Below are 14,891 nucleotides of genomic sequence, written 5' to 3' on the forward strand. Positions count from 1 at the left end.
GCGAGGGCGGCCGACTGCGCCGTCCCGACTACCGCTTGACGGCCACCGCGCCGAACTGGGCCACGGACGGGCCCTCGCCGCGCCACTGCGCGCACGACACGATCCCCGGCTCCAGGACCTCAAGACCGTCGAGGAACGAGGCGAACTCGGCGCCGGTGCGGGCGGTGATCGGCGGCGTCGCGTTCTCGTTCCAGAACGCCATCGCGGCCTTGTTGCCCTCGCCGCCCAGCTCCAGGGTCGGGTGGGTGAGCGCGAGATGGCTGCCGGCCGGGAGGGCGTCCAGGAGGGTGCGTACGATCTCCCGGGCCTCGGCCGTGTCCGCCACGAAGTTGAGGATGCCCAGCAGCATCAGCGCCACCGGGCGGTCCAGGTCCAGGGTCAGACCCGCCTCCCGGAGGATCCTGTCCGGGTCGTGGGCGTCCGCGTCGATGTACGCGGTGCGGCCCTCGGGGGTGCCGGTCAGCAGGGCGCGGGCGTGGGCCAGGACGACCGGGTCGTTGTCGACGTACACGATCCGGGCGTCGGGGGCGATGCGCTGGGCGACCTGGTGGGTGTTGTCGGCGGTGGGGAGCCCGGTGCCGACGTCCAGGAACTGGCGCAGCCCCGCCTCGCCCGCCAGGTACGACACCGCGCGGCCGAGGAACAGCCGGTCGGCGCGGGCGACTTCGCCGATGCTCGGGTAGAAGGACGTGACCTGCTCGCCCACCGCCGTGTCCACGGGGTAGTGGTCCTTGCCGCCGAGCCAGTAGTTCCAGACCCGGGCGTTGTGGGCGATGTCGGTGCGTATTGCTTCGGGCATCCGTGGCTCCCTCTCTCTCCTCCGGTACGGGGGTGACGAGGGGCAATCATGCCGGAAAGGTCAACTCCGCTGTTCGCCGCGGTACTTGGCGACGGTCTTCGCGAGCAGGTCGAGACGGTTGGTGGTGATCGCGTCCACGCCCGCGGCGAGCAGGCGGTGCATGCTGCGCGCGGTGTCCGGGGTCCACGCGGAGACCAGCAGACCCTGCCGGTGGGCGTACGCGGTGAGCGTGCGGTCGACGAGGCCGAAGCGGTGGTTGAGCCAGCGCGGGCCGATCGCGGCCAGGAGCTCGGGACGGGGCGGGGCACAGGACTTCCAGGTGAGGGCGGTCTCGGCCTGCGGGTCCGCGGCCCGTACGCGCAGCATGGCGGTCGGGCCGCCGCAGTAGTACGTGCGCTCGCTCGCGCCCGCCTCGTGGACGGTGCCCACCACCGTGCGCACCCCGGCGTCGTACGCACCCGGGAGGTCGATCATCAGGCGGCGCGCGCCGACCGCGAGGACCGCCTCGCGCAGGGTCGGCACGCCGTGCCCGGTCAGCTCGTCGACCTCCGCCTTGGTGAGGTCGACGAGCCAGCGGTCGTGGCCCCAGAGCCGCTTCAGCGTCTCGTCGTGCAGCAGCACCGGGACGTTGTCGCGGGTCAGCCGCACGTCCACCTCGACCGCGTCGGCGCCGAGGGCCAGCGCCGAGCGGATCGAGGCGAGCGTGTTCTCGCGGAAGCGGTACGGGTCGCCGCGATGACCCACGGCATGGACGACGGCGGTGTGGCTGTCGGTGCTCATGGGGTCATTCTTGGTGAGGGGGCCGGGCGCCGCTCAGTGAGTGCCGCGTCGGCCGGGGCGCCGCCCCGGTCGGCGCGGGTCCTCAGCGAGTGCCGCCGAGGTCGGTGCGGGGTCCTCAGCGGGCGAGCCACTCCGCCGTGTAGGCGTCGATCTCGGCGGCCAGTCGCGCCTTGCCCGCCGGGTCGAGGAAGGACGCCTCGACGGCGTTCTTCGCGAGGTCGGCCACGCCCTGCTCGTCCAGGTCGAGGAGGCGGGCCGCGACCGCGTACTCGTTGTTGAGGTCGGTGCCGAACATCGGCGGGTCGTCGCTGTTGATCGTGACCAGGCAGCCCGCCGCGACCATCTCCTTGATCGGGTGCTCGTCGAGGTCGGCGACGGCGCGGGTCGCGATGTTCGAGGTCGGGCAGACCTCGAGCGGGATCCGGTGCTCGGCCAGGTGCGCGAGGAGCTTCGGGTCCTGGACGGCGCTGGTGCCGTGGCCGATGCGCTCGGCGCGCAGGTCGGTCAGCGCGGACCAGATGGTCTCCGGGCCCGTCGTCTCACCGGCGTGCGGGACGGAGTGCAGGCCGGCCTCGATCGCCCGGTCGAAGTACGGCTTGAACTGCGGGCGCGGCACACCGATCTCGGGACCGCCGAGACCGAACGACACGAGGCCCTCCGGACGGTGCTCCAGGGCGAGACGAACCGTCTCCTCGGCCGACTCCAGACCGGCCTCGCCGGGGATGTCGAAGCACCAGCGCAGGACGACGCCCAGCTCGGACTCGGCGGCCTTGCGGGCGTCCTCGATGGCGGCCATGAAGGCATCGGCCGGGATGTTGCGGCGGGTCGAGCTGAAGGGGGTGACGGTCAGCTCGGCGTACCGGATGTTCTGCCGGGCCATGTCCCGGGCCACCTCGAAGGTGAGGAGACGGACGTCCTCGGGCGTGCGGATCACGTCCACGACGGACAGGTACACGTCGATGAAGTGCGCGAAGTCCGTGAACGTGAAGAACTCGGCGAGCGCTTCCGGGTCGGAGGGCACCTTGGAGTCCGGGTGCCGGGCGGCCAGCTCGGCGACGATGCGGGGCGAGGCGGATCCGACGTGGTGGACGTGCAGCTCTGCCTTGGGCAGGCCCGCGATGAAGGGGCGCAGGTCTGACATCGGATCCTCCTGATGCGGGTGTACGCCGGGTGGCGTGTGACTGACTCGGGATCATCGTAGGCGGGGCGCTGGGCCATGTGGGGTACGCCGTAAGCTGACGGGGAACCACGATGGGGGAGGGCCCATGTCAGACAACACGCCGCAGCCTTCGGGGGCGCCGGACCCGTGGGCGCCGCCGGAGGATTCCGGGAACAGGGTGCCGCTGGACAAGCCGGGTGCAGGTGCGCCGGGTGGGTCGGGCGCGCCGGGCGGGTCGGGCGCGCCGGGTGGGAATCCGGTGTTCGACCAGCCGACGGTGACGTCGATGCCGGGGCCCATGGATGCTGTCCCCGGTTCTGTCCCCGGGTCCGTCCCTGGTGCTGCTCCTGGGGCTCCTGCCACGTACGGGTATCCGACGCCGGGCGGTACTCCGGGGGAGTACGGATACCCGGCGGCGTATCCCACGGGGCCGGGGAACGGGGCCGCGCCGTACGGCGGCGGATACCCCGGCTACCCCGGGTACTCGGGCCCGGCCGGATGGACCGGACAGACACCGCCGCAGAACGGTCTCGGCGTCGCGGCGATGGTGCTGGGAATCCTCTCCATCTGCCTGTTCTGCCTGTACGGGGTACTCAGCATCGTCCTCGGCGTGATGGGTCTGATCTTCGGGATCCTGGGCCGGAAGAAGGCCGAACGGGGCGAGGCGAACAACGCGGGGATGGCGTTGGCGGGGATCATCACGGGGTCGATCGGCATTGCCATCGGGGCTGTGATGGTGGGGTTCATCGTGTGGGCGGTCGTGAGCAGCACATAGCGGTGGCTTTACGGGACCGGGCCCGGCCGGGCTGCGTGGTGGGCGTGCTGCCCCCTCCCGCTCCGCTGTGGGCATGCGTTCCGCTAGGGGCGGAACGGGTGGGCACAGCGGAACCCTCGCTCCGGGCAGGAGCTGTTCGGTCCTCCTCGCCCTCTGTTCGGCGTGCCAGCGGGGCGGGAGCGAGCGTGGACCGGAGCCAGGGGGCGTGCGGCAGTGGGGGCCGCCCCCTTGCCCACCCGTTCCGCCCCCGGGGGGCGGCCCCGCTGCCCAAGGAGGCGGCGGGGGGCGGGTGCTACCCAAGCCCCCGTTAGCTGCCCAACGCCCCCATCAGGGGGTGAGGTGGGTTCGGGTTTGGATGAGGGCGAAGCCGAGGAGGTTCTGGCCGAGCCATTCGGCGGGGGACGAGGCACGGGGGTCGTCGGCGGCGAGGCCGATTCCCCAGATGCGGTCCAGCGGGCTCGCCTCGACCAGCACCCGCGAGCCCGTGCCCAGCAAGTACGCGCCCAGCTCCGGGTGTTGGGTGAACTTGTGGATGTTGCCGGCGACGACGATGTCGTAGCGGGACCGCTCCCAGACGTCCGGGTCGAAGTCGCGGACCAGGCGGCCCGCCTTCTTCGCGGCCGCGGGTGAGGTCGCCGAGAGCGCCGCCCGCTCCGCCTCCGCGTCGCCGAAGAGGACCGCCTTGCGGGCCATCATCCAGTGCTCGGCGGTGGCGTAGACCGTCCCGTCCACGGTGAAGGGCGAGGGCCACCACTGGCTGAAAATGCTCGACCCGAGCGACCCGTCCGGTCGCGGACGGTGACCCCAGAAGTGCAGGAACTTGACCCGCTCGCCCCCATTGACCTGCGCGATAAGCTCTTCGATCTTCCCCATGCATGCGAGTCTGGCATCCGCCACTGACACTCCGTACGGAATTTCCGCGCCGACTCGACACACGGTCGACCGAATCCGTCGCGTAACCAAAAGGCAACAACGGAATCACTTGTTGGTGGCTTCCTGCTCTGCCAGGATCGGCAATCAAATCAAGCTGGAGCTACGCCGACCCCCGTATGACGGGGTGAACGGCGGAGGAGAGCGTCATGGGCAACCGCTTCCAGGTGCAGGACCGTTTCGAAGGCGGCGCACAGTACATCGGCGGGCAGTTGCGTCCCGGTACCTCGGGTCGTACTCACACGGTCGTGAACCCCGCCACGGGCGAGGGGATCTACACGTACGAGTTGGCCGGAAGAGATGACGTGGACGCGGCCGTGGCGGCTGCCAAGGAGGCCTTCCCCGGCTGGTCGGGCGCCACCCCCGGCGAGCGCTCCGACGCCATGCACAGGTTCGCGGCCGTGCTCGCCGAGCAGGCCGAGGACTTCGCGTACGCCGAGTCCCTCCAGTGCGGCAAGCCGATCAAGCTGTCGCGGGAGTTCGACGTCCCGGGGACGGTCGACAACGTCGCCTTCTTCGCGGGGGCCGCCCGCCATCTGGAGGGCAAGTCGGCAGGGGAGTACGACGGCGACCACACCTCGTACGTCCGCCGTGAGGCGATCGGCGTGGTCGGGTCGATCGCGCCCTGGAACTACCCGCTCCAGATGGCCGCGTGGAAGGTCCTCCCGGCGATCGCGGCAGGCAACACGATCGTGCTGAAGCCCGCCGAGACGACCCCGTTCACCTCGATCATGTTCGCGCAGGCCGCCAAGGAGGCGGGCCTGCCGGACGGCGTCGTCAACATCGTCACCGGCGCGGGCAAGGACGCGGGCGAGCACCTCGTCGGCCACCCCGACGTCGCCATGACCTCCTTCACGGGCTCCACCCCGGTCGGCAGGCGCGTCGCCGAGATCGCCACCTCGACGGTCAAGCGGCTGCACCTGGAGCTGGGCGGCAAGGCGCCGTTCGTCGTCTTCGACGATGCCGATCTGGAAGCGGCGGTCCACGGCGCGGTCGCGGGGTCGCTCATCAACACCGGCCAGGACTGCACCGCCGCCACGCGCGCGTACGTACAGCGCCCGCTGTACGACGCCTTCGTGAGCGGCGTCGCCGAGCTGATGGAGTCCGTACGCCTCGGTGATCCCTTCGACGAGTCGACCGACCTCGGGCCGCTCATCAGCTTCGCCCAGCGCGACCGCGTCGCCGCCATCGTCGACCGGGCCCGCGGTTACGCGCGTGTGGTCACGGGCGGCGAGGCCCCCGGCGGCGACCTCAAGGACGGTGCGTACTACCGCCCGACCCTGATCGCCGACGCCGCCCAGGACAGCGAGGTCGTCCAGGACGAGATCTTCGGTCCGGTCCTCGTGGTGCTGCCGTTCGACAGCGACGACGAGGGCATCGCGCTCGCCAACGACACTCCGTACGGCCTGGCCTCCTCCGCCTGGACCCGCGACGTGTTCCGCGCGAACCGCGCCACCCGCGAGATCAAGGCGGGTTGTGTGTGGGTCAACGACCACATTCCGATCCTCAGCGAGATGCCGCACGGCGGGTACAAGGCCAGCGGCTTCGGCAAGGACATGTCGGTGTACTCCTTCGAGGAGTACACGCAGGTCAAGCACGTCATGTTCGACAACACCGCGGTGGCCCGCAAGGACTGGCACCGCACGATCTTCGGGGACCGATAAAGAGTCCGCCTGACCCGCGGCAACCCACCCGAAAGGGCAATCGCGCATGGAGCAGTTCCAGTACGGGAGACTCTCCGCCGGCTCCGCGGAATCCGTGAGTGCCACGGAATCCGTGAGCGCCGTGGAGAGCGCCATGCGGCGCAGCGTCACGAGCGGCCGGGGTGCACTGACCCGCCGTTCGCTGATGCGCGCCGCGGGCGGCGGCGCCCTCGCCGTCGGCGGCATCGGCGCGCTGAGCGCCTGCGGCATTCCGGCCGCCGGCGGCAAGGGCGAGAAGGCAGCGGTCTCGGACGACCTGTCGGCCAAGGAGAAACAGGTCGTCTTCTCCAACTGGACCGAGTACATGGACGTCGGGGAGGGCGACAAGGGCTATCCGACCCTCGAAGCCTTCACGAAACGCACCGGGATATCCGTCAAGTACACGGCGGACATCAACGACAACAACGAGTTCTTCGGCAAGATCCAGCAGCAGCTGCACAACGGCCAGCCCATCGGCCGCGACCTCATCTGCGTCACCGACTGGCTGGCCGCCCGGCTGATCCGGCTCGGCTGGGTACAGAAGCTCGACCCCACGCACCTGCCGCACGCGTACACCAACCTCACCGCGCAGTTCCGCAACCCCTCCTGGGACCCCGGCCACGCCTACTCGTACCCCTGGACCGGCATCTCCACGGTCATCGCGTACAACGAGAAGGCCACCGGCGGCCGCAAGGTCGACTCGGTCTCCCAGCTGCTGGACGACCCCAGGCTCAAGGGGAAGGTCGGCTTCCTCTCCGAGATGCGCGACACCATCGGGATGACGCTGCTCGACCTCGGCAAGGACCCGGAGAAGTTCACCGACGACGACTACTCGGCGGCGATCGCCCGGCTGCAGAAGGGCGTCGACTCCAAGCAGATCCGCCGCTTCACCGGCAACGACTACACCGCCGACCTGGAGAAGGGCGACCTGGCGGCGTGCGTGGCCTGGGCCGGTGACATCGTGCAGCTCCAGGCGGACAACCCGGCCGTCAAGTTCGCGATTCCGGACGTCGGTTACATCTCCTCGTCGGACAACCTGCTGGTCCCCGCCAAGGCCCGGCACAAGACCAACGCCGAGAGGCTGATCGACTACTACTACGAGCCGGGTCCCGCCGCGCGGCTCGCCGCGTACATCAACTACGTGTGCCCCGTCGACGGCGTGCGCGAGGAACTGGCCAAGCTGGACAAGGCGTTGGCCGCTTCCCCGCTGATCCTGCCCGACAGGGCGATGGCCGCCCGGTCGCACCCGTTCCGCCCGCTGAGCGAGGCGGAGGAGAAGGCGTACGAGGAGAAGTTCGCCAAGCTCATCGGCGCGTAGCCGCCACCGCTTTGAGGCGCCACCGGTCGCCTGCACGTGTCACCGCGTACGCGGCAGACCCCCGCACCCCCTGACGCACCCCGACTCCCCCCTGGGACCGCAACCCATGACTCAGAAGACCGAAGGCGGCGACGTCCGCCTCGCCGGGATCAGCAAGACCTACGGCTCCTTCACCGCCGTGCACCCCCTCGACCTGACCGTCCCGCAGGGCTCCTTCTTCGCCCTGCTCGGCGCGTCAGGATGCGGCAAGACGACGACGCTGCGGATGATCGCCGGTCTGGAGGACCCCTCCACCGGCACCGTCTCCCTCGGCGACCGGGACGTCACGCACCTGCCGCCGTACAAGCGCCCGGTGAACACCGTCTTCCAGAGCTACGCGCTCTTCCCGCACCTCGACATCAGCGAGAACGTCGCCTTCGGACTGCGCCGCCGCGGCATCAAGTCCGTCAAGAAGCAGGTCGACGACATGCTGGAACTGGTCCAGCTGGGCCAGTTCGCCAAGCGCAAGCCGCACCAGCTCTCCGGCGGCCAGCAGCAGCGCGTCGCCGTCGCCCGCGCCCTGATCAACCACCCGCAGGTGCTGCTCCTCGACGAGCCGCTGGGTGCCCTGGACCTCAAGCTGCGCCGTCAGATGCAGCTGGAGCTCAAGCGCATCCAGACCGAGGTCGGCATCACCTTCGTGCACGTCACCCACGACCAGGAGGAGGCCATGACGATGGCCGACCAGGTCGCGGTCATGAACGGCGGGCGGGTCGAGCAGCTGGGCGCCCCCGCCGACCTGTACGAGAACCCGAGGACCACCTTCGTCGCCAACTTCCTCGGCACCTCCAACCTCATCGAGGCCCAGGTCACCTCGACCGCCGCCGACGTGACCACCGTGATCTGCGGCGACGCCAGGCTCAAGGTGCCCGGCAAGCGATGTCAGGCGCAGACCGCCACCGGCGACAAGCTCCTGGTGGGCGTCCGCCCGGAGAAGGTGTCGATCGCGCACGCGGACGACGCGGGCACGGTCCCCGACGGCCGCAACCGCCTCACGGGGCGCATCGTCGCCTCCAGCTTCATCGGCGTCTCCACCCAGTTCGTCGTCGACAGCCCCGCGTGCGCCGACTTCGAGGTGTACGTACAGAACATCGAGCGGGACGCCCGCCTGGTCCCCGGCACCGAGGTCGTCCTGCACTGGAACCCGGAGCACACCTTCGGGCTCGACGCCGACCAGGCCATCGACGCGGGCGTGCAGTCGGTGGAGGACGCCTCGTGACCGTCACCGAAGCGCCTCCCGCGGCAGAACCCCCCGTGCACAAGGCGTCGGTGCGCAAGCGCCTCGTCCCGTACTGGCTGCTGCTGCCCGGCATCCTGTGGCTCGTCGTCTTCTTCGCGCTGCCGCTGGTCTACCAGGCGTCGACCTCCGTCCAGCAGGGTTCGCTCGAAGCCGGCTTCAAGGTCACCTGGCACTTCCAGACGTACTGGGACGCCTTCGCCGAGTACTGGCCGCAGTTCGTCAGGTCCCTGCTGTACGCGGGCACGGCGACGATCCTGTGCCTGCTGCTCGGCTATCCGCTCGCGTACCTCATCGCCTTCAAGGCGGGGCGCTGGCGCAATCTGGTCCTGGTGCTGGTCATCGCGCCGTTCTTCACCAGCTTCCTGATCCGCACGCTCGCCTGGAAGACGATCCTCGCGGACGGCGGCCCGGTCGTCGACGTGCTCAACACGCTGCACGTGCTGGACGTGACGAGCTGGCTGGGCTGGACCGAGGGGGGCCGGCTGCTCGCCACCCCGCTCGCGGTGGTCTGCGGTCTCACGTACAACTTCCTGCCCTTCATGATCCTGCCGCTCTACACCTCCCTGGAGCGCATCGACTCCAGGCTGCACGAGGCGGCGGGGGACCTGTACGCGACCCCGGCGACGACCTTCCGGAAGGTGACGTTCCCGCTGTCCATGCCGGGTGTCGTCTCCGGCACGCTGCTGACCTTCATCCCGGCGGCCGGTGACTACGTCAATGCCGAACTGCTCGGCTCGACCGACACCAAGATGGTCGGCTCGGTGATCCAGTCGCAGTTCCTGCGGGTGCTCGACTATCCGACGGCCGCCGCGCTGTCCTTCATCCTGATGGCGATCGTGCTGATCATGGTCACCGTCTACATGCGCAAGTCCGGGACGGAGGACCTCGTCTGATGGCCACGCCTTTGAATCGACCCGTGAAGTGGCTCCGGCGCAATCTCGTCGTCATCGCGGGCCTGCTGACGCTCGCGTACATGATCCTGCCGAACATCGTCGTGATGGTCTTCTCGTTCAACAAGCCCAACGGGCGCTTCAACTACGCCTGGCAGCAGTTCTCGACGGACGCCTGGCAGGACCCCTGCGGCGTCGCCGACCTGTGCGGCTCGCTCGCCCTTTCGCTCCAGCTCGCCGCCTGGGCGACGCTCGGCGCGACCGTGCTCGGCACGATGATCGCCTTCGCGCTGGTCCGCTACCGCTTCCGGGCGCGCGGCGCGATCAACTCGCTGATCTTCCTGCCGATGGCGATGCCCGAGGTCGTCATGGCCGCCTCGCTGCTGACGCTCTTCCTCAACATGGGCGCCCCGCTCGGCTTCTGGACCGTGCTCATCGCGCACATCATGTTCTGCCTCAGCTTCGTCGTGACGGCCGTGAAGGCGCGCGTCATGTCGATGGACCCGAGGCTGGAGGAAGCGGCCCGCGACCTGTACGCGGGGCCCGTCCAGACTTTCGTACGAGTGACCCTGCCGATCGCCGCCCCCGGCATCGCGGCGGGTGCGCTGCTCGCCTTCTCGCTGTCGTTCGACGACTTCATCATCACGAACTTCAACGCGGGCTCGACCGTCACCTTCCCCATGTTCGTATGGGGCTCGGCGCAGCGCGGCACACCCGTACAAATCAACGTCATTGGTACAGCTATGTTCGTCATTGCCGTACTGGTGGTCCTCGGCGGTCAGTTCCTTGCGAACCGCCGCAAGAGTGCAACGCCCAAGTAAGCCCCGAAGGAGTTGGAAACCATGGCCCCGGTTGCCATGCGTAGTGCCGCACAGTCCCTTTCCGGCGCGAAGCCGCTGTCGTACTGGCTGGACGACCCCGCCAGGCCCGCCCCCGAACCGTCCCTCACCGGGGACGAGCGCTGTGACCTGCTGGTCGTCGGCGGCGGATACAGCGGACTGTGGACCGCGCTGATCGCCAAGGAGCGCGACCCGCAGCGGGACGTCGTCCTCATCGAGGCCGGCGAGGTGGGCTGGGCCGCCTCCGGGCGCAACGGCGGATTCTGCGCCGCGTCCCTCACCCACGGCCTCGGCAACGGCATCGCCCGCTGGCCCGACGAGATCAAGAAGCTCGAAGAGCTCGGGACGCGCAACCTCGACGCCATCGAGGAGGCCGTCGCCAAGTACGGCATCGACTGCGACTTCGAGCGCTCCGGCGAGATCGACGTGGCCACCGAGCCGCACCAGCTCGAAGATCTCCAGGAGATGTACGAGGAGGCCGAGAAGCTCGGCCTCGCCGAGCACATGGAGCTCCTCGACGCGGAGGCCGTGCGCGCCGAGGTCGACTCCCCGACGTTCCTCGGCGGCCTCTGGGACAAGCGCGGCGTGGCCATGCTCAACCCGGCCGCGCTGGCCTGGGGCCTCAAGCGGGCCTGCCTCGACCTGGGCGTCCGCATCTACGAGAACACCAAGGGCACCCAGCTCGCCTCGGACGACAACGGCACCGCGGTGCGCACCTCGTACGGCCGGATCTTCGCCCGTCGGGTGGCCCTGGGCACAAACGTTTTTCCCTCCCTGGTGAAGCGGATGCGCCACTTCACGGTCCCGGTCTACGACTACGCGCTGATGACCGAGCCGCTCGACGAGGAGCAGCTGGCGTCGATCGGCGGCTGGCGGAACCGGGCGGGCCTCGGCGACAGCGCCAACCAGTTCCACTACTTCCGGATCTCCGCGGACAACCGGATCCTGTGGGGCGGCTACGACGCCGTCTACCACTTCGGCGGCAGGCTGAGCAGCGAGCTGGACTCCCGCCCGGAGACCTTCCTCAAGCTGGCCGAGCACTTCTTCACCTGCTTCCCGCAGCTGGCGGGCCTGCGCTTCACGCACGCGTGGGGCGGCGCGATCGACACCTGCACCCGGTTCTCGGCCTTCTTCGGTACCGCGCACGCGGGCAAGGTCGCTTACGCGGCCGGCTACACCGGCCTCGGCGTGGGCGCGACGCGCTTCGGCGCCGAGGTGATGCTCGACCTGCTCGACGGCCGGAAGACCGAGCGCACCGAGCTGGAGATGGTGCGCAGCAAGCCGCTCCCGTTCCCGCCCGAGCCGGTCGCCTGGGCGGGCATCGAGATCACCAAGCGCTCGATGGCCCGCGCCGACGACAACGGCGGCAGGCGCAACCTGTGGCTGAAGGCCATGGACAAGGTGGGCCTGGGCTTCGACAGCTGAGCCGGAGCCGCGCCCGTCCGTGACGGGCGAGTGCGCCCCCGGTCGCCCCGGGGGCGCACAACCACGATCTTGCGGTGACCCACCTCACTGCCAACACATGGCGAAACCCGCGTAATGATCGCGCCCCTGCCCGCTCTCCCCTGTGTACGCACTGTCCGTGCACAGCGAAGAAGGAGGCCGAGCACGATGGTTGGCTCGGAAGCGAAGACCGCGGTGGAGTGGCTGGTCTCGGTGGCCCCGGACCCCGACGCGTGCCGGTGGGAGTGGGAGCGCAACCCCCTGGGCGTGGCACTGCTGCCCGCCGGCCGCCGCTGGGACGTCCTGATCCTGCCGGGCGAACTCGGCTGTCCCACGCTCGACGTCCTGTCCCGCCTGGTCGACCGGCCGGGACCGGTGCTCGCCGACTTCGGCGACTCCCGGACGGGGTTCTTCGTCCCGGCGGGCACGGCCGCCCGCTGGCTCGGTACGGGGGTACGGGGCGCAGGCCGCGGCACCTGGATCGTGGTGCCCTACCCCGGCCGGGCCACCACGGGCGGCGTCCGCTGGCTGGTCGCCCCGGACGGCCGGGGCACCCTCACCGACCCGGCGCTCCTGGAGCTCGCGATGCACGAGGCGGCGAGCCGGCTGCCGCGCGGCGACTGAGCCACCACGCGGGTGCGAGCAGCAGGACGCTCAGGCACCAGCTGCCGAGCACGTCCAACGGCCAGTGGTAGCCGCGCAGTACGAGGCCGATGCCGGTCGTCGCAGTGAGCACGAACGCGACGGCCGCCGGCCACCGGCCGCCCGCCCCCGCCCGGAGCAGCAGCGCGGCCCCGCAGTACGCGACGGCCGCGGTCGCCCCGTGCCCGGACGGGAAGTAGCCGGTCTCGGCCGGATCGAGCGGGGACGGCCGGTCGATCAGCGCCTTCAGCGGTACGACGACGGCCGGGACCGCCGCCATCGCCAGCGCGGTGGCGAGCGGCAGCGCCCCATGGGGGCGCGGGGAACCGCGCGACCAGCCACGACGGCGCCGCAGATGAGCAACGGCACCTCGCGGCACATCCAGCGGAGCGCTTGGCACGCGTCGGCCGCGCCGCAGCACGTACAAGATCGCCAGTGCGAGGACCGGGAGGGCGACCTGCAGGTTGCCCAGGTCGGCACAGAACTCGGTGAGCCCGCGCGGTCCCCGGCCGACGAGGGAGTGGTCCAGACCCATGTCGGCGGAGAGCAGCGGGCCCCGTGCCACTACCTGCCAGGTGATCAGTGCGAAGAGCAGCGCGCTCGTCAGAACGGTGCAGAGAAAGGCCGACCGCCCCGGAGCAGGGGGGGAGGCTCCGAAGCGGTCGGCAGGACCGGAGGGCCGGCCGCCCCGGGGGGTGTGGGGCGTGCCGCCGTCCGATCGGTGAGGATTTCCGGAGCCAGAGGCTCCGGGGGTGGTGTGCGCGAAGGCACGACCAGGGAAGTGCTCGGAAAGCGCGTCCCCGGTGTCGCCCGCAGTCCCCTGCGGGCGGGGTGTTTCTCTCATCTGCCAGGAACCGTACGGGAGGAAGCGGGGGACCGACAGCGGGAGTGCGATCCCGCCATTGGCCCCCCACACGTTCTTCACAGGGTCAGTCTGGCCTGAGCGCGGCCTGAGCGCGGCCCGGGCGCGGCCCGAGCACGGTCCCGGCACGGACTCGGATCCGGCTCAGATCCCGGCGAAGGCCGCTTCCAGGATGTCCAGGCCCTCGTTCAGCAGGTCCTCGCCGATCACCAGCGGCGGCAGGAAGCGCAGCACGTTGCCGTAAGTGCCACAGGTCAGGACCAGCAGGCCCTCCGCGTGGCAGGCCTTGGCGAGGGCGCCGGCGGCCGCCGCGTTCGGAGTCTTCGCACCGTCCTTGGTGCCCGACTCGACCAGCTCGATGGCGATCATGGCGCCACGGCCGCGGATGTCGCCGATGACGTCGTACTTCTCCTGCATCGCGGCGAGGCGGCCCTTCATGACCTCCTCGATGCGCTTGGCCTTCCCGTTGAGGTCCAGCTCCTTCATCGTCTCGATGGCACCGAGGGCGGCGGCGCAGGCGACCGGGTTTCCGCCGTAGGTGCCGCCGAGGCCGCCGCCGTGCGGGGCGTCCATGATCTCGGCGCGGCCCGTGACGGCGGCGAGCGGCAGGCCGCCCGCGATGCCCTTGGCGGTGGTGATCAGGTCCGGGACGACGTTCTCGTCCTCGCACGCGAACCACTGGCCGGTGCGGCAGAAGCCGGACTGGATCTCGTCGGCGACGAAGACGATGCCGTTGTCGGTGGCGAACTTCGAGATCGCGGGCAGGAAGCCCTTGGCCGGCTCGATGAAGCCGCCCTCGCCGAGGACCGGCTCGATGATGATCGCGGCGACGTTCTCGGCGCCGATCTGCTTGTTGATCATGTCGATGGCCTGCGCGGACGCCTCGGCACCCGCGTTCTCGGCGCCGGTCGGCCAGCGGTAGCCGTACGCGACCGGGACGCGGTAGATCTCCGGGGCGAACGGACCGAAGCCGTTCTTGTACGGCATGTTCTTGGCGGTCATGCCCATGGTGAGGTTCGTACGGCCGTGGTAGCCGTGGTCGAAGACGACGACGGCCTGGCGCTTGGTGTACGCACGGGCGATCTTGACGGCGTTCTCGACGGCCTCGGCGCCCGAGTTGAACAGCGCCGACTTCTTCGCGTGGTCGCCCGGCGTCAGCTCGGCGAGCTGCTCGCAGACCTCGACGTAACCCTCGTACGGCGTGACCATGAAACAGGTGTGCGTGAAGTCCTGGAGCTGCGCGGTGGCGCGGCGCACCACGGCCTCGGCGGACGCGCCGACCGAGGTCACGGCGATGCCGGAACCGAAGTCGATCAGACGGTTGCCGTCGACGTCCTCGACGATGCCGCCGCCCGCGCGGGTCGTGAAGACGGGCAGTACGGAACCCACCCCACCGGCGACCGTGGCCGTACGGCGGGCCTGAAGCTCCAGCGACTTCGGGCCGGGAATGGCGGTGACGACGCGGCGCTCCTGCGGAACTGCGCTCATGAGGG

At 70.2% G+C, this 14,891-nt stretch carries 14 protein-coding genes; 8 read left to right on the forward strand and 6 right to left on the reverse strand.

Going from position 1 to position 14,891, the window contains the following annotated elements; genetic code table 11:
• Positions 1–28 precede the first annotated feature (28 nt).
• The 3 genes from ACH4SP_RS33610 to ACH4SP_RS33620 form a co-directional block, all read right to left on the reverse strand.
• On the reverse strand, positions 29–799 hold the full coding sequence (locus ACH4SP_RS33610) for an SAM-dependent methyltransferase (protein ID WP_398420620.1): 771 nt from the start codon (positions 797–799) through the stop codon (positions 29–31).
• Positions 800–859: 60 nt separating this feature from the next.
• The gene (locus ACH4SP_RS33615; protein ID WP_398420621.1) at positions 860–1,579 is read right to left on the reverse strand and encodes a glycerophosphodiester phosphodiesterase; all 720 of its coding nucleotides are present in this window, start codon (positions 1,577–1,579) and stop codon (positions 860–862) included.
• Positions 1,580–1,694: 115 nt separating this feature from the next.
• Positions 1,695–2,720 (reverse strand): adenosine deaminase, encoded by a 1,026-nt coding sequence (locus ACH4SP_RS33620; RefSeq protein WP_398420623.1) that lies wholly within the window; start codon positions 2,718–2,720, stop codon positions 1,695–1,697.
• Between the two features lie 124 nt (positions 2,721–2,844).
• Between ACH4SP_RS33620 and ACH4SP_RS33625 the strand changes: the two genes are divergently transcribed.
• Complete coding sequence (locus tag ACH4SP_RS33625) at positions 2,845–3,513, forward strand: DUF4190 domain-containing protein (RefSeq protein ID WP_398420625.1); 669 nt, start codon at positions 2,845–2,847, stop codon at positions 3,511–3,513.
• A 327-nt stretch (positions 3,514–3,840) separates the two neighbouring features.
• Here ACH4SP_RS33625 and ACH4SP_RS33630 read toward each other — a convergent pair whose 3' ends face one another.
• Complete coding sequence (locus ACH4SP_RS33630; protein WP_398420627.1) at positions 3,841–4,386, reverse strand: NADAR family protein; 546 nt, start codon at positions 4,384–4,386, stop codon at positions 3,841–3,843.
• Between the two features lie 206 nt (positions 4,387–4,592).
• Between ACH4SP_RS33630 and ACH4SP_RS33635 the strand changes: the two genes are divergently transcribed.
• The 7 genes from ACH4SP_RS33635 to ACH4SP_RS33665 all read left to right on the forward strand — a co-directional run bounded on the left by ACH4SP_RS33635 (position 4,593) and on the right by ACH4SP_RS33665 (position 12,518).
• On the forward strand, positions 4,593–6,107 hold the full coding sequence (locus tag ACH4SP_RS33635) for a gamma-aminobutyraldehyde dehydrogenase (protein WP_398420628.1): 1,515 nt from the start codon (positions 4,593–4,595) through the stop codon (positions 6,105–6,107).
• Positions 6,108–6,153: 46 nt separating this feature from the next.
• Entirely contained in the window at positions 6,154–7,443 is a 1,290-nt protein-coding gene (locus tag ACH4SP_RS33640; protein ID WP_398420630.1) for a PotD/PotF family extracellular solute-binding protein, read from the forward strand.
• A gap of 106 nt (positions 7,444–7,549) precedes the next feature.
• Positions 7,550–8,701, forward strand: a complete 1,152-nt coding sequence (locus ACH4SP_RS33645) for an ABC transporter ATP-binding protein (protein WP_398420632.1) — start codon at positions 7,550–7,552, stop codon at positions 8,699–8,701.
• Entirely contained in the window at positions 8,698–9,615 is a 918-nt protein-coding gene (locus ACH4SP_RS33650) for an ABC transporter permease (protein ID WP_398420634.1), read from the forward strand. Before ACH4SP_RS33645 ends, ACH4SP_RS33650 begins: the two co-directional genes overlap by 4 nt.
• Positions 9,615–10,433, forward strand: a complete 819-nt coding sequence (locus ACH4SP_RS33655; RefSeq protein WP_398420636.1) for an ABC transporter permease — start codon at positions 9,615–9,617, stop codon at positions 10,431–10,433. The genes ACH4SP_RS33650 and ACH4SP_RS33655 overlap by 1 nt, the downstream gene beginning before the upstream one ends.
• Before the next feature lie 21 nt (positions 10,434–10,454).
• The gene (locus ACH4SP_RS33660) at positions 10,455–11,876 is read left to right on the forward strand and encodes an NAD(P)/FAD-dependent oxidoreductase (RefSeq protein ID WP_398420638.1); all 1,422 of its coding nucleotides are present in this window, start codon (positions 10,455–10,457) and stop codon (positions 11,874–11,876) included.
• A 186-nt stretch (positions 11,877–12,062) separates the two neighbouring features.
• A complete protein-coding gene (locus ACH4SP_RS33665) occupies positions 12,063–12,518 on the forward strand; it encodes a hypothetical protein (RefSeq protein ID WP_398420641.1) in 456 nt (151 codons plus the stop codon).
• Here ACH4SP_RS33665 and ACH4SP_RS33670 read toward each other — a convergent pair.
• Positions 12,451–13,101 (reverse strand): phosphatase PAP2 family protein, encoded by a 651-nt coding sequence (locus ACH4SP_RS33670; RefSeq protein ID WP_398420643.1) that lies wholly within the window; start codon positions 13,099–13,101, stop codon positions 12,451–12,453. The genes ACH4SP_RS33665 and ACH4SP_RS33670 overlap by 68 nt on opposite strands.
• Before the next feature lie 441 nt (positions 13,102–13,542).
• Positions 13,543–14,886 carry a 4-aminobutyrate--2-oxoglutarate transaminase gene (gene gabT, locus ACH4SP_RS33675; RefSeq protein ID WP_398420645.1) on the reverse strand — a complete coding sequence of 448 codons (1,344 nt, stop codon included), beginning with the start codon at positions 14,884–14,886 and terminating at the stop codon, positions 13,543–13,545.
• Positions 14,887–14,891: the final 5 nt, after the last annotated feature.

Source organism: Streptomyces sp. NPDC021093 (genome assembly GCF_044333135.1).
Classification (GTDB): domain Bacteria; phylum Actinomycetota; class Actinomycetes; order Streptomycetales; family Streptomycetaceae; genus Streptomyces.

Coding starts and splice junctions, on each gene's coding strand:
- ACH4SP_RS33610 (WP_398420620.1), bottom strand. CDS start 799: ATGCCCGAAGCAATACGCACCGACATCGCCCACAACGCCCGGGTCTGG.
- ACH4SP_RS33615 (WP_398420621.1), bottom strand. CDS start 1,579: ATGAGCACCGACAGCCACACCGCCGTCGTCCATGCCGTGGGTCATCGC.
- ACH4SP_RS33620 (WP_398420623.1), bottom strand. CDS start 2,720: ATGTCAGACCTGCGCCCCTTCATCGCGGGCCTGCCCAAGGCAGAGCTG.
- ACH4SP_RS33625 (WP_398420625.1), top strand. CDS start 2,845: ATGTCAGACAACACGCCGCAGCCTTCGGGGGCGCCGGACCCGTGGGCG.
- ACH4SP_RS33630 (WP_398420627.1), bottom strand. CDS start 4,386: ATGGGGAAGATCGAAGAGCTTATCGCGCAGGTCAATGGGGGCGAGCGG.
- ACH4SP_RS33635 (WP_398420628.1), top strand. CDS start 4,593: ATGGGCAACCGCTTCCAGGTGCAGGACCGTTTCGAAGGCGGCGCACAG.
- ACH4SP_RS33640 (WP_398420630.1), top strand. CDS start 6,154: ATGGAGCAGTTCCAGTACGGGAGACTCTCCGCCGGCTCCGCGGAATCC.
- ACH4SP_RS33645 (WP_398420632.1), top strand. CDS start 7,550: ATGACTCAGAAGACCGAAGGCGGCGACGTCCGCCTCGCCGGGATCAGC.
- ACH4SP_RS33655 (WP_398420636.1), top strand. CDS start 9,615: ATGGCCACGCCTTTGAATCGACCCGTGAAGTGGCTCCGGCGCAATCTC.
- ACH4SP_RS33660 (WP_398420638.1), top strand. CDS start 10,455: ATGGCCCCGGTTGCCATGCGTAGTGCCGCACAGTCCCTTTCCGGCGCG.
- ACH4SP_RS33665 (WP_398420641.1), top strand. CDS start 12,063: ATGGTTGGCTCGGAAGCGAAGACCGCGGTGGAGTGGCTGGTCTCGGTG.
- gabT (WP_398420645.1), bottom strand. CDS start 14,886: ATGAGCGCAGTTCCGCAGGAGCGCCGCGTCGTCACCGCCATTCCCGGC.